This is a genomic window from Gilvimarinus sp. DA14, assembly GCF_024204685.1.
GTDB lineage: Bacteria > Pseudomonadota > Gammaproteobacteria > Pseudomonadales > Cellvibrionaceae > Gilvimarinus.
Window position 1 is genome coordinate 299,806 of the sequence record NZ_CP100350.1, and the last position, 14,651, is coordinate 314,456.

Annotated in this window: 11 protein-coding genes; 9 read left to right on the forward strand and 2 right to left on the reverse strand. The window is 53.0% G+C overall.

Features of this window, described 5'->3' with window-relative positions; all coding sequences use genetic code 11:
• Positions 1–96 precede the first annotated feature (96 nt).
• Positions 97–1,026: a D-hexose-6-phosphate mutarotase gene (locus NHM04_RS01225; RefSeq protein WP_254265238.1), complete on the reverse strand. Its 930-nt coding sequence runs from the start codon at positions 1,024–1,026 to the stop codon at positions 97–99.
• 184 nt (positions 1,027–1,210) lie between these two features.
• On the opposite strand from NHM04_RS01225, the gene rapA reads away from it, so the two are divergent.
• The 7 genes from rapA (at position 1,211) to NHM04_RS01255 (ending at position 10,918) form a co-directional block, all read left to right on the forward strand.
• On the forward strand, positions 1,211–4,162 hold the full coding sequence (gene rapA / locus NHM04_RS01230) for an RNA polymerase-associated protein RapA (protein WP_254265239.1): 2,952 nt from the start codon (positions 1,211–1,213) through the stop codon (positions 4,160–4,162).
• A gap of 85 nt (positions 4,163–4,247) precedes the next feature.
• The gene (locus NHM04_RS01235) at positions 4,248–4,535 is read left to right on the forward strand and encodes a hypothetical protein (RefSeq protein WP_254265240.1); all 288 of its coding nucleotides are present in this window, start codon (positions 4,248–4,250) and stop codon (positions 4,533–4,535) included.
• Positions 4,536–4,620: 85 nt separating this feature from the next.
• On the forward strand, positions 4,621–5,172 hold the full coding sequence (locus tag NHM04_RS01240) for a PH domain-containing protein (protein ID WP_254265241.1): 552 nt from the start codon (positions 4,621–4,623) through the stop codon (positions 5,170–5,172).
• Positions 5,159–6,676 carry a PH domain-containing protein gene (locus NHM04_RS01245; RefSeq protein WP_254265242.1) on the forward strand — a complete coding sequence of 506 codons (1,518 nt, stop codon included), beginning with the start codon at positions 5,159–5,161 and terminating at the stop codon, positions 6,674–6,676. The genes NHM04_RS01240 and NHM04_RS01245 overlap by 14 nt, the downstream gene beginning before the upstream one ends.
• A gap of 1,301 nt (positions 6,677–7,977) precedes the next feature.
• The gene (locus NHM04_RS01250; RefSeq protein ID WP_254265243.1) at positions 7,978–8,412 is read left to right on the forward strand and encodes a hypothetical protein; all 435 of its coding nucleotides are present in this window, start codon (positions 7,978–7,980) and stop codon (positions 8,410–8,412) included.
• An 850-nt stretch (positions 8,413–9,262) separates the two neighbouring features.
• Positions 9,263–9,718 (forward strand): hypothetical protein, encoded by a 456-nt coding sequence (locus NHM04_RS17395; protein ID WP_371872566.1) that lies wholly within the window; start codon positions 9,263–9,265, stop codon positions 9,716–9,718.
• 159 nt (positions 9,719–9,877) lie between these two features.
• Positions 9,878–10,918: a hypothetical protein gene (locus NHM04_RS01255; RefSeq protein WP_254265244.1), complete on the forward strand. Its 1,041-nt coding sequence runs from the start codon at positions 9,878–9,880 to the stop codon at positions 10,916–10,918.
• A gap of 387 nt (positions 10,919–11,305) precedes the next feature.
• On the opposite strand, the gene NHM04_RS01260 is transcribed toward NHM04_RS01255, so the two are convergent.
• Entirely contained in the window at positions 11,306–13,003 is a 1,698-nt protein-coding gene (locus NHM04_RS01260) for a DEAD/DEAH box helicase (protein ID WP_254265245.1), read from the reverse strand.
• 374 nt (positions 13,004–13,377) lie between these two features.
• Between NHM04_RS01260 and NHM04_RS01265 the strand changes: the two genes are divergently transcribed.
• Both NHM04_RS01265 and NHM04_RS01270 read left to right on the forward strand, forming a co-directional pair.
• Positions 13,378–14,223 carry a phage antirepressor KilAC domain-containing protein gene (locus tag NHM04_RS01265; RefSeq protein WP_254265246.1) on the forward strand — a complete coding sequence of 282 codons (846 nt, stop codon included), beginning with the start codon at positions 13,378–13,380 and terminating at the stop codon, positions 14,221–14,223.
• A gap of 14 nt (positions 14,224–14,237) precedes the next feature.
• Positions 14,238–14,630, forward strand: coding sequence for an HIT family protein (locus tag NHM04_RS01270; protein ID WP_254265247.1), 393 nt, complete (start codon positions 14,238–14,240; stop codon positions 14,628–14,630).
• The last annotated feature ends 21 nt before the right edge of the window (positions 14,631–14,651 follow it).

Below are 14,651 nucleotides of genomic sequence, written 5' to 3' on the forward strand. Positions count from 1 at the left end.
ATAGCGGAATAAACAAAAGCCCGCGATTTTACAGTAATTGCGGGCTAAGGTCGTGTTTTTACTGATACAAGTGCCGGGCGGCGAACCGCTCTTAGCTTAAGCGGGCTTAATGCTCATATGCGCGCTTCGCACTTGTCCGGCGGGCAGGTGCCAGGTATCGCCAAGGCAGGCGCCGCGCTCAACGCACACATAGCCCTTGTGATTGTCGGGACCGATATCGGCAATTTGGCTGCCGGCCTCGGCGCCGATATTCCACACCACCACGCTCGGGCACAGGTCGCCTTCAATGCGGTAGCGGTGCTGGCCGTCATCCAGGGTCACGGGTAGCTGAATATCTTCGTACACCCGGTCAACTTCGCCGCTGAATGTAACCGGGCCGCTCTGGGTAAAGTACTTACCACCTTCTACTTTGTCGGAATACTCACGCCCGTCCAGACCCTCGACTCGGGTTGTCTCTAAGCTGTTGATGGCGAAGTAGGTGTGCATTACCCAGCTGGCGTCAAAGTCCGACTGGCCGGTATTGGTTAGACTCAGGTGCAGCGTTGGCGTGAGTCCGAGAGACAGGGTCAGCTCGGCGGTAAAATCATGCTCGAACAGCTCGTCGGCGCTGTGGTGTAGGCTGAGCTTAAGGTGACATACGCCTTCGCTGTCCAGACTGGCGCTGTTTAGCTGCCAGGTGCGGGTGCGGGCTATGCCGTGTTTCGGGCGCGAGCTGTCCGTCGGGTGGGGGCCAAACCACGGCAGACACAGAGGAATACCGCCGCGCAGGCTGGCGCCCGGACTGAACTGGCAGTTGGGGCTAAGCCACAGCAGCTCATCGCCACCGGCCGGGGTAAAGCTCAGCAGGTGTCCGCCATTGGTACTGACAATAGCTGTGCAACTGTCGGTTGCTATTTTGATCAGAGTCAGGCCTGTGCCCTGGCTGCCGGGAAAGCAGGTTTTACTGTCTGTCAGGCTTAAAAAATCGTGTTGATCCACAATATCTTGTAGCGCTTGCGGAACCTCGGGGCTAGGATTTTGACTCATACTGCATCCATTTTCTGAATTTGGTTTTGACGAGCCAGCTATTTTAACAAAAACCGAATGCGGGGTTTAGGGCGGTTTGTTCGGCTCGTGCCGCTCTCGCGGTTAAACGCAAACCCGCTGCATCCTTTAGTTTGCCGTCCAGTCGCAGTATGATGCGCGCCCAAATCACAGCAGCGAGGTTACCGTGTCGCAGGTAGAAGTCACCTTAGGTCAACGTTATGTCAGTGATACCGAACCCGAGTTGGGGTTAGGTGTGGTGTTACAGGTGGACGGTTCTACCGTGGATATCGGCTTTCCCGCCGCCGGTGAAAGGCGCACATACTCGCTTAAGCAGGCACCGTTAAGTCGGGTGCGCTTTACCGAAGGCGAGAAAATCAAACACCAGGATGGCACCCGTGTAGAGGTGCAAGAGGTGATAGAGCAGGCCGGTTGCTTGCTTTACCAAACCCTGACCGAAGATGGAGAAGAGCGCGCCGTGCCCGAATTTGAGCTGGACAGTTACGTTCAGTTCTCAACCCCTCGCGAGCGTTTATTTGCCGGGCAAATCGACAAAAGTAATCACTTTTCGCTGCGCTACCAAAGCCGGGTGTTGCGTCATAAGGTAGAGCAAACCGACACCTTTGGTCTGGGTGGGCCGCGAGTCTCACTGCTGCCGCACCAGCTGTACATTGCCGAACAGGTCGCCTCGCGCTTTAGCCCGCGGGTATTGCTGGCCGATGAAGTAGGCCTGGGTAAAACCATTGAGGCGGGCATGATTCTGCACCGCCAGCTGCTTACCGGGCGCGCCTCTCGCGCTTTGATTATTGTGCCCCCGGCGCTGTTGCATCAGTGGCTGGTGGAAATGCTGCGCCGCTTTAACCTGTCGTTTACCCTTCTGGATGAAGAGCGCTGCCTGTCGTTAGAGGGCAAAGACACCGAAGAAGATTTGTTGGACTTTGAGCTGGACGGCGAGGCATTGCTAGATGAAGCAGAAGCCGAGGCCATTAACCCCTTCGAGCAGGCCCAGTTGGTATTGTGCTCGCTGGATTTTATTACCGCCAATGAGCACCGACTTGCTCAAGCCGAGGCCGCCGATTGGGATTTGCTGCTGGTGGACGAAGCGCATCACCTGACTTGGAGTCCGAACGCTGCCAGCGAGGAATATCAGGCGGTGGAGCGTTTGGCCCAGCGCGCGCGCGGCCTGCTGCTGCTTACCGCAACGCCGGAGCAACTGGGGGTAGAAAGCCACTTTGCCCGCCTGCGCCTGCTGGACCCAGACCGCTACTATGACCTGGAAGCTTTTACCCGCGAGCAGGCCGATTACGGCCCGCTTAGCGATCTGGTGGAAAGACTGCTGGCGCTGCGCCCGGCCGAGAGTGAGCAAACGGGCGCTATTCCCGCCGATATTCAGACCGAGCTGGCTGAGTTCTTAGACAAGCCCCAATTAGAGTCTTTGCAAAAGCAGGCCAGCGCAGATTCTTTAGCGGCGACCATTGATGAGCTGATCAGCGTGTTGCTGGATCGCCACGGCACCGGCCGCGTACTGCTGCGTAATACTCGCCATGCGGTGGCAGGTTTCCCCCGTCGCCATCTGCACACTTACGAGCTGGAACTTGAGGCAGGCGATGCTGACGTTCTGGCGGCAATGGACTTAGCCGCACAGCTGCACCCGGAAGAGTACTGGCAGGCACAGGGCGACTGGTGGCTGAACGACCCGCGTGTGCTCTGGCTAAAAGACTTGATAAAAGAAAAACGTGGGCAGAAAATTCTGGTGATCTGCGCCAGCAGCGATACCGCGCAATCGCTGGAGCTGTACTTGCGGTTGCGACACGGTATCGCCTCGTCGGTTTTCCATGAGGATATGAACCTAATTGCCCGCGACCGGGCCGCAGCTTATTTCGCCGATACCGAAGAGGGCGCTCAGGTGTTGATTGCCTCGGAAATCGGCAGCGAGGGGCGTAACTTTCAATTTGCGCAGGATTTGGTGTTGTTCGATTTGCCGCTCAATCCAGACCTGCTGGAACAGCGCATCGGCCGTTTGGATCGCATAGGCCAGGCCGGGGATATTCATCTGCACCTGCCGCTTTACAGTCATGCCGACAACCCCACCGCGCAACAGAAGCTGGCGCGCTGGTACCACGAGGGTATCAACGCCTTTGAGCATACCTGCGCAATAGGCCACAGTGCCTTTGTAGAATTTGAAACGCGTTTGCTAAAGGCGCTGCAGGGCGAGGGCGAAGACTTCGCCGCGGTACTGGACGATACCCGCACCTATGCCGACAAGCTCAATGCCGAACTTCAGGCCGGGCGCGATAAACTGCTGGAGCTGAACTCCTGCCGCCCGGGTAAGGCCGAAGCTTTGGTGCACAGCCTGAGCGAGCAAGACGCCGACCCGGAGCTGCCCGAGTACATTATGCGCGCTCTGGACAGCTTTAACGTGGACTATGAGCGCCACAGTGAAAATGCCTGGGTGCTGCATCCGGGCGAGCATATGCGGGTCGATCCATACCCGGGCCTGCCAGAATCCGGTTTAACCGTTACCTTTGATCGGGAGCAGGCCCTGTCGCGGGACGATATGAGCTTTCTTACCTGGGAGCACCCTTTGGTGCGAGGCACCCTGGAGCTGATAGCCGACACTGAATACGGCAATACCGGTGTGGCCACTCTGAAGCTGCCACCACTTAAGCCCGGCACCTTAATGGTCGAAGCGGTATTTTGTCTCTACAGTCCCGCCCCGTCTGAATTGCAGTTAAGTCGCTATATCCGCGAGCCTTTGGTTCGGGTATTGTTAGACAGCAATGGTAAAGACTTTGCCCAAGTGCTGGGGGCTGACAAACTGCATCAGTTGCTGAAAAAAGTCCCCCGCGCCAGTGCACAAGAGTTGGTGCGCCACAGTCGCGAGCCTATCTCCAAACTACTGGACCAGGCCGAAGCACAGGTAGCGCCACTACGCGACCAGCAGGTGGCCGATGCCCAGGCGCTGGCTAAAGCCGATATCGGCCGCGAGATTGAACGTCTGCAAGACTTGGCTCGGGTTAACCCCAACATTCGTGAAGAAGAACTCAATTACCTGCAAACCCGGCTGGACACCAGCTTGGAATGTTTAGACCACGCCAGCTTAAAACTGGATGCAGTGCGGGTAATTATTACGGTGTGATTTTCCGTCTGAAGTCCGATGTCTGACGTTTAAGTGTTTACGTCTGACGTCAGACCTCCGACATCAGACAGTTTTCGAGGCTTTTATGTTTATATTTTCCGCCGACGCCACGGCCCGCAAAGACATCGACGAAGATGTTAAACAGGGCCAGCAGGTGCCGTTTATTGTCTATATCCACTTTGCGGATATGTTCGGCGCCGAGCAGTTGTGCAAAATTTATTTAATGCGCGCGGGCTTTACCGATATCAAAATCAACAATCGCAAAACGGTCGCCCCCTCGCTGCTAGCCGATGAGCGCGTACTCGCCGCCGACAAAGCCATGAGTGAAGCGGTGGACGGTGGCTATCATATTCAGATGTTTGACGATTTTTAAACTTTCACCACCGGCCGCGTAACCCACCATACGCGACTCCCATATTTCAGATAAGATACCCTCATAATAATCAAGGAATGTGTTTATGAGCCTGCAAGACGCGGTAGTCACCGCCGAACAACTCCCTCCGCTTGACCGTGAGCCCTGGTCTGCGATCTCGCCATCCTATCGCGCCGTGCTGCGCTGGACGGTGTTGCTGTATTGTCTGTTTCCCCTTATTGGTCTTGGGTTGGTCATTACTTTTAATCTGGAGCATTTGCAAACGCCCGCCAAAATTGCGGCGGCGGTACTCATTGTTTTCGCCTTGTTTTTGCTGGGGGTGTGGGTACCGCGAAGGGTGCATCACACTCAGTATTTGCTGCGAGAGCTGGATATTCACAAGCGCACCGGCTTTTGGTGGCATAAAACCGTATCCGCGGGCACCAATCGCATTCAGCATATTGAAGTCACTCAGGGGCCCATTGAGCGCTTGTACCGTTTAAGCAAGCTGGTGCTGTACACCGCTGGAGGTTATCAGTCTGATATAAAAATCCCGGGTCTGCCAACCGACGAGGCGCACCGTTTAAAGCAGTATTTAACCGAGCGCATTGCTACCGAAGAACTGGCAGATGCGGAGACCGACCATGGCCAGCATTGAGGCGGAGGCCTTAACCTGGCACCGCGTTTCGCCCATTGCCACGGTTTACTTTGCGTTAAAAACCATTCCCGCCCTGGGCCACCTGTGGCCCGCACTCATTCCGCTGGTGGCCGCGGGTGAGACCGTGCGGCATTTCTTCTTCACCTGGGGTTTTCCGGCGCTGATTTTACTGGTGCTGGTGGGGGTGGTGCTGCACTGGTGGTTTTTCAGCTTTGCGATTGAAGAAAAACGCCTGACGCTGCGCAGCGGGGTGCTTAACCGCACCCGTTTAAGCCTGGACTTTGAGCGTGTGCAGCAGGCGGATATCGCTCACCCGTTTTACTTTCGCCCGTTTAACCTTGCCACGCTGGGGTTAGAAAGCGCCGGCTCTTCGCAGCAGGAAGTAGACATACCCGGCATACCCATTGCGCTTGCAGAATCATTGCGTCGGGATATTTTAGAGCAGCAGTTGCAAGCGAAAAGTGATAAGCAAACGCTTGAAAGCGAGACGCGAACAACACAAAAAACCGCACCGGATTATCAGCTGAACTTAAACGCTGCAGAAATTGTCCGCTACGGCTTAATGCATAATTCTCTGTTGTACTTAGCGCCTCTGGCGGCACCTTTTGGTCAATATTTGGGGCCAGTGTTCGAGCAATCACTCGCGCAGCTTGAGGCCTCGCAGTGGTATTCATTGTTCGATTGGCTGAGCACTAATCTCGCTATTTCCATCGGCGTGGTGTTGGCGGTGTTTGCGGTGCTGGTGGGTACAACATTCCTGTTTGGTTTGTCGGTGATCTTAGCGTTATTTCGCTTTTGGAATTTCGAATTAACCCGCGTAGGCGAGCGCTATCAAAGCCGCGCCGGGCTCACCACCATTCGCACCCGCGGTTTTAAAACTCACAAGCTGCAAAAAGTCACCTTAGCTCAGGGGCTAATCGCCAAATGTTTAAAACGCTATACCGTGCACATCAGCAAAGCCGGTGGCGGCGTTGCCGTGCAAACAGCCCAGTCGCAAGACAAGCACTTTCTTGTGCCGGTAGTCGATTGGCTTAACTGGTTGCTACTGCGCGGTGAACTAAACATGCCAGCGGCTCGCTGGCGGCGAGTGCACAGCTTTAGCTGGCGTTTTCCCTTTGTGGTTTACTCGGCGTTGATTTGTACCTTGAGCGCAGCCTTCGCCATTGCCTTCGGCCCCTGGGCGCTGCTAGGTTTGTTGCTGCTACCGCTGGTGTTTTTCATCAGCCGCCGCCTGTGGCGACAGAAGGGCTATTTTTATAACGGCGAGTGGCTCGCCTGGCGCAAGGGGTTTATCGGCTTTAGCGAACAGTGGTTGCCGGTGGGCAAACTGCAAAAAGTCGAGGTGTGCGAAACACCGCTTAAGCGCTGGGTGGGTTTGTGCGATCTGCAAGCACTAGGGGCGGATGGCAAGGTGATTTTGGTGTGTTTGCCGAAGGCCGAAGCGCTTCGGCTTCGGGATGCGCTTTTGACAGGAGTGGTGATGTATAAAAAGCCTTGGTTTTAGGCTTTTTGTTTGCCCGGGTCGCCGGGTGGGCGAGTCACTTTTCTTTGTTTGGGCAAAGAAAACTAACGAAAAGAAAGCCCACCCCGGCGAATGGCCCTTCGGGTACCCTCACTACGGTCAATTTTTGAGGGCCGTATCGACGCGTCGTCCGTGGCGCGGGGATACTTGCGCAAACGTCCGTGTTTGCTTACCCACAAAAATAGACCTTCGTTCGGCTCATTCGCAGGGGCCCGGGGTGTGCCATGCTGATAATTAGGCGGATATGGATCATCCGATTGCGCTTATTTTGTCGCAGGGCAATCATTTTCTTCGTCGAACTTCAGACGTCCGACATCAGACGTTACCCCGTTGCCAAACGGGGTAACCTGTGGCACTATTTTCATCAAGTGTTTAGTGGTCTTGGTCGGCTTGTTTAAGTCGGATTAAATCCACATCCGGGCCAGCGGAAAGGTAGGGTAAACAGTGCGTCGGGACTGATGTGCGGGCACTTCGCCCTTCTGTTTTGAAATCCAATCTTTCCCTTTGGCCCGTTATGATATGTCGTGAACTATTGGTTTTTGATCAGCAAAACCATTGTGATTGTAGAAAGTAAGCTGGCTCACTTTGTTTTTCTGGTTTCACTGATGTTGCTGCAATAAATGCGATAGTATTCAGCTGCTTAGAGCGTAAATCTAATACTCTAAGCAGGAGTGATATGTTGCCAGTGTGAAAGTAAGACGGCTTCTTTACAAACTAGAATAAATACGCCAAGTGGTCATCAATTTGAGAGTTATCATAAGCTTGGAAGAAATTCTTAAAAGTTTTCTAGGGAAGATATATTGCCTAGCGTATTTTTCAACTCGCACATTAATAAGCTGTTAGTGTTCTTTATGAAGAGTAGAGTGCCAATAATATTTGTAATTTTACTCGTTCTACTATTGATGGCGGGCGGGACTTTCCTGGGCCTTTTTTCTTGCGGCGGCTATATTTGGCATGAGCAAGTAATTTATTCATTAATCATTGTGCTTGTAGCTCTTTGTATGTTCAATCCAGTTCGCGCGTTCAGAGGTAAGTGGCAAAGAGGCCTCATTCCTATAGCCGCTTTGGTATCGTTCCTTTCTGTTAGAGCGTCGGTATCAGCATTTTATCCAGCGGCACCAGATTCAATTGCGTCTTTTATCCAATCTTTTTGGGTCGGTCTTATTCATGGTCCGTGCTAAAACACTAACAAGTCAATTAACTACGCGCCTACGGCGCCGGACGCAGAAAAGCTGCGCCGGTTATTGAGGCGTTAGGCGCGCGAGTAAATTGAGCAATAAAATATGAATCCCATTCAAAATCTCAGACAGCATATAACGAAAGATTACCTAGAGCGTCTCAGTAATATGGCACTTGCAGCGGCGGGTTTTTCTAGCGGTTTAATTGTTTTACTCGTTCAAGCAAAGGGTCAAGCACACTACAACGAAATTTCCGTTTGGTCTGCCATACTGTCACTAATGTTATCACTTGGTGGGTGGCAGTATTTTCTACCTTATATTTTGTATGGGGAGAAAACGTACGAGCATATCAATTTATATTTGGTGGCCTTCTTGCAGGTATTTATTGTGCTTGCACTTTTCATTGCTGTGTGTGCACTTGTGTGGAAGTTGATGTGGTGTGCAGGGGTGGCTCTTATAGTTACAGGTATTGGCCTAGTTATATTTGTAGTCCGCCACAATTGGAAAGTCGCAAATTACAGTGGTAGTCAAAAAGCCTAACAAGGCCCATCAGGCTCAGCCGCGTAGCGGCTTGGACCTCCGTTGCGGTGCTTGTTTTGCGGTTTACGCTACGCTACCGCAAAACATTCACCTCCACTGCGGCCCCGGTGGGTGGTGTTACGTGTGTCAAGATATGAAATGTTTTCGAGATAAGTCGCACTATTTCTATTGGTTTTTGGGAGTGGCGATTATCGGTTTTGCCTCAAGGGTAGCTTATAAGGTTTACAGTGGAGATGGTCTTGAGACATATCTCAGCGTTAGTTTAGTTCAATGGAATTACGTTGGCGCTTTGGTTTTTTTGGTATCTGTGCCGGTGGCATGGATACTTTTTAGAGTTTGTTTCAGCCTGGAGGAGAAAAACGCCTTTCGTAAATGGAAGTCGGCCTTGAAAGAGAGTAGAGCGAATCGTGCTAGCAAAAGTAGAAACACGAAGAAAAGGTGACAGATTTATTTTTCGTGTTTTACGTCGAGTGAGCCGGGTTTCGCCCGATTACATCTGAGCTGAACGGAGGCCTGTTTTAGTGGTTGAGCGCTCTGGACGAGCGCGAAAGGATTGAGCGCACAGGGACGTGCGATTTAAACCGACCGCTAAAGTAGGCCGGAGAGAGGGCACCCCGCAGGGGCCAGATGTTGGGCAGGGTTTTTGGTTACTTTTTGCCGCAAAAAGTAACTCGCAACGCCCGGCGATGCGGGCATATAAAAAGCCGTTAATTTATAACTTATCACGAGCTATTGAGACAAGAGATTCAGTTAAATAAGCGATAAATGGGGACAAGCGTGAGTATATACTCACGCACACCAAGCTGCCTATTACATAATTTTGGCTTTTACCTGTGATGAAATAGTATCTATGATCGACCACGAGAGATTTCGGGCCTTGGTTAAGGATCTTTATGCCACGGTCAACGAGCTGGAGTGTATGTTTCCGGGCAGGCACTTTACACCGGATGGGCATATGGTCGGCAGCTTGGGAGAGTGCCTAGTAGCTGATGCCTACGATTTGACGCTTATGACAGCATCTAACAAAGGCTATGATGCTGTGACGGAGAGTGGCTTAGAGGTTGAGATTAAGGCGACACAATCTAATACTGTTGGTTTCCGAAGTCAGCCTCAGCATGCAATCATCATCAAAATTATGCGTGACGGGACATTCGAAGAAATCTATAACGGGCCCGGAGCTTTAGTATGGGAGCTATTCACGGGTAAACGGCTACCGAGTAATGGTCAGTTTCAGGTGTCTCTCAGTAAGCTACGACAACTTAACCAAACTGTGATTCAAACGGATCGGGTACCTAGAATTAACTGAAATGGCAATATTCGTATTGCTGAGGACTCGGCCTTACATTTCCGCCTAAGCGGTAAATGAATCAGCATTCTAAATAAGCATCGCGACATACAGATAAACATTGGGGCTAAAATGCTGAGTAGGCGGCATACAGCAAAATATGAGTATAGATAAAGGAATATGCGTTTTAACACTAAGCTATTAATTGGCGCTGTGGTTTTTCTGCTTCTGGTTTTTGTCAGCTTTAAGGTGGTATTAAAATCCACAAATCAGGAATATCCTGCCAAGTGGCAAAATACAGTGGTAAATCCAGTCGCTCGCACTCCAGCGGCCGATCCGTCAAAGAGCGAGAAAACCGAAACGGCGAGCGGCTTGTCGAGTGAAGCGTCTCAGGCTCGGGGATATCACGGGGGTGAGACGTTTGAAGATTGGTTGGTTCAGTACTTAGCGAATTCGGCCAGGCCGAATGAGATGCTGGCGTTGATGTTGATGCGTATACCCGATAGTTCAGAAGAAGTCGCGCGTCTACGTGAGCTGATCAACCAGACATCAGAAAAGGCGCTGGCGCTGTGCCTGTTGGCTCAATCCAGTGTGGAGGATGCCCCAGTCATCACTTCGCAAGAACTGGAAATGTTGAAATCTTTGGCGCCGGATAATGCGGTGGTGGACGATATTCTTGCTGAGCACGCTTATCGTTCTGGTGATTTTTCTCAAGCGTTAGAGCATTTTCAGAACGCCGGAAATGCGCCGAGCAATAATGCCTATCAGGCGAAATATATAGAGATGATTGGCGATGTGTACCTTGATCGCTACGGTTATCTCACCGGCGATGAGTTCACAGATATACTAGGCGTGAGCGCGGCTCAGACGGTGCCTGGCTTGAGATTCGTTCATCAGGTTTGCTATGCAAACGCCCTTGATGCTGCTTGGCATAGTGCGTGTGCCAAACGTGCGGACGTTTTATTTAGGCAAGGAGAAACGCTGGTCGAACGCGCGGTCGGCGCTGGTCTAGCGTTAGATTTCGACGACACTAATGCTGCGCGGTATAGCGAGCAGATTCAACGAGATCAATTGGAGTTTATGGAGTTGAGCGAAGCCTTGAATGAGAAAATTACCGTTTCCGGCGGCATGATTAACCGCGAGCTTTGGCAGGAATATATCGCCCTCTACGAACAAGAAAGGCAACTGGCTGCGTTACGTTTTCTGGTGAAAAGATTGTAAGAGGCTAAGATAGCTTTGATAAACGGATCAGGTGAAACCTGTACATCCAATGATCAGAGTGGCACACCTGGGGCCCCTGCGAATGAGCCGAACGAAGGCCTGTTTTTGTGGGTAAGCACGCAGGACGCGTGCGCAAGTATCGCCGGGACAGGGAGGTCTTGTCGATACGGCCCTCAAAAATAGGCCGTAGTGAGGGGGACCCGTCAGGGCCATTCGTCGGGGTGGGCTTCTCTTTTCGTTAGGTTTCTGTTGGCCAAACAACAGAAAAGTAACTCGCTACGCCCGGCGATGCGGGCATATAAAAAGCCGTTAATTTATTAACGCCCAATAAAAAACCGCCACAGCAGTCTCCTGCTGTGGCGGTACATCAATTACCCGTAGGTGAGCTTACGCTTTACGCTTACGCGGCTTAGCCTTCCCCTTATCCCCACCTTTACGCATAGGCCCGCGGTCCTCACTCAGTGACAACTGCTGACCACGCACATGCAGCGAGGCAATTTTCTTCGTCTGTGCGGGAGCTAGGTCTTCAGGCAGATCCAAGGTCGCGAAGCTGTCGAACAGTTTAATCTGGCCGATGCTGCGGCCTTTTAAACCGGCTTCGTTGGCGATGGCACCGACGATATCACCTGGGCGTGCGCCGTGGTTGCGGCCCACTTCAATGCGGTAGCGCTTCATGCCTTCTTCCGGGCCACGGTTGCTGCGACGGGGGCGTTCGCCACGCTCGCCGCGATCACGGCTGCGCTCGCGCTCGGGTTTGATTTCGGCAAATTTAACCTGCAGCGGACGGTTCTTTTGCAGCAGGTAGGCCAGGGCGGTGGCAATCGCTTCTGGCTCTAGGTCGTTCTCACGGCTGTATTTGGCCAGCAGCTCTTCGAAAAAGCTCATGTCTTCTTCGCTGTTGACCACATCGGTAATCTGCTGCAAGAACTGATCGATACGCGCGGCACTGACCGTGTCGCCGCTGGGCAGCTTCATGGCTTCAATGCGCTGGCCGGTGGCTTTCTCGATTGAGTAAAGCAGGCGTTTTTCGCGCGGGGCGACAAACAAGATGGCTTTGCCCGAGCGACCGGCGCGGCCGGTGCGGCCAATGCGGTGTACGTAGGCTTCGCTGTCGTAAGGAATGTCGTAGTTAATAACGTGGCTGACGCGCTCAACGTCAATACCGCGGGCGGCAACGTCGGTGGCAATCAGAATATCCAGCGATTTGTTTTTTAAGCGCTCAATGGTGCGCTCGCGCAGCGCCTGGTTCATGTCGCCGTTAATGGCGGCAGCACTGTAACCACGGGCTTCGAGTTTTTCGGCAAGTTCGACGGTGGCGGTTTTGGTGCGCACGAACATGATGATGCCGTCGAAAGGCTCCACTTCCAGAATACGGGTTAGGGCATCCAGTTTGTTGGTGCCGCTTACCATCCAGTAGGCCTGCTCGATGTTGCTGCCAGTGGTGCTTTCGCGGGCAATTTTAATTTCTTCGGGCGAGCGCAGGTAGGTGTTGGCAACACGGCGAATTTCTTTGGGCATGGTGGCCGAAAACAACGCGGTTTGGCGGGTCTCGGGGGTGTGCTCCATAATCCAGGTCACGTCGTCAATAAAGCCCATGCGCAGCATTTCGTCGGCTTCGTCCAGCACCATGGCTTTAAGGCCGGATAAATCCAGACTGCCGCGACGCAAATGGTCCATAACACGGCCGGGGGTGCCTACCACCACTTGAGCGCCACGCTTTAACTGGCGCAGCTGGCCGCGCATATCCTGACCGCCGTAAATGGGCAGTACGTGAAAGTTGTTCAGCTCGCTAGCATAGCTTTGAAAGGCTTCGGCGACCTGAATGGCCAGTTCGCGGGTCGGGGCCAACACCAGCACTTGGGTGTCGGTGCTCTTGGTGTCGATGCTCGACAGCAGGGGCAGGGCAAAAGCGGCGGTTTTACCGGTACCGGTTTGTGCCAGGCCGACAATATCTTTACCGTCCAGCAGCGCGGGAATGGCGCGTGCTTGAATCGGTGAGGGGGTTTCGTAGCCAATTTTAGAAATGGCGTTAAGAACGGGCTGAGACAGGTTCAGCTCGGAAAAAGCAATGTTTTCTGATGACATGAATACATCCAATTGTGGCGCGGGGCGCCGATTGCAAAATGGCGTAATGCGTACGCCGCGAGTCGGAGATTGACTCAAACAGACAGGTCAGGGCGCCAAAGCGCCGGTAACAATCACAGGTTTACCGCAGTGCCCGCAGGCCGCTGCTTTCAGGTATCTAATTCAGGCGGGAAATACATAACCGCTTGAGGCATACGCTGGAGTAAATCTCCATCAGTAGTTGCCTCATAGCACGGTGCGCAAATGGCGCGGGTCTCGAACGGAGCTCTTAGGGCTCTTGTGAGGCTTTCACTGAGGGCGCGGAGTATAGGGTATTGTTTAACCTTTGGCCAGTACTTTCGTGCTAATCTTGCACAAAAGTAATGGGCGGGCTTATGAGTAGGGACTCACAGCAAAAACATCTATCCACCACGGCGCTGGCGAAGGCGATTGGTAAAGACAGTAAAGAGCTGTTTATTTTGCTGGCCAACAGCGGTTGGATTATTAAGGTGGACGGTCACTGGCAGTTGACCGAGAAGGGGCGTTTTGAAGGCGGTACCTACGCCAACCACCCCAAGTATGGTGAGTATATTGTGTGGCCCGAAAGTTTGAAGAACCATCCGGTGATGGGGCTGTTACCCGAGGCGCCGTTGGGTGCGCGTAACTTGGCGTTAAAGCTCAGCCTGCCGGCGCGATTAATTAATGTGTTGCTGGCCGAGCGCGGCTGGATTGAAAAGCACGTGCACGGCTGGCTGGCGACCGAGGCGGGTAAAGCCCTGGGGGCGCAGCAGCACGTCAGCGAGAGCACCGCTATCCCTTTTGTAACCTGGCCCGAAACCTTGCTGGATAACCCAGCCTTGCAGCAGACCGTGGCGGCTTTAAAGCCCGATGCGGCACATTGCTTAGACGGCCACGAGCCTGCCGAGAGCGGCTTAAACCTGATTAACAATTGGCTGTATGTCACAGGCTTAACACACGCCCGACGTTATGCTTTGGCATTGACCTTGGGGCAATACCGTGATCAATCAGTGACGGTTGATTTTTATTTACCGCAGCAGCGGGTGGCCATTGTGTATTGGCCTGCCGAAGCCGCTCCGGGAAAGTTGGCCGCCACGCTTGAATTGCGCGAAAAACTCAAGGCCGCCCACTGTCCGGTAATTGAATTAGAGCAAGCGCAGCTGGATAATCTGGACGAAGTGTTAGCGCGCGAGCTGATGAAGCTCGGAGTTGCTGTTTATTAATTAAGGAGGCCACTATGGCAAGTGTATTCAGCAAAATCATTGCCGGTGAATTGCCGGGGCATTTTGTTTACGAGGATGATATCGCGGTGGCCATAATGACCATTGCGCCGCTAAAAGATGGCCATGTACTGGTGATTCCCCGCGAGGAAATCGACCACTGGTACGACCTGCCCGCCGAGACTCTGGCGCATCTGACTGTTATTAGCCAAAAGGTAGCCAAGGCGCTGCAAAAGGCTTTTCCGGCCACCCGCGTGGGTATGATGATCGCGGGGCTGGAAGTGCCCCACACCCACCTTCACTTGGTGCCTATGGATGAAATGAGCGAGCTGGATTTTGCCAATGCCAAGCCCGCTGAAGGTGATGTGCTGGCTGCTCAGGCAGAGAAGATTAAGGCGGAGTTGGAGTAAAGCTGTCGGACGACTGATGTC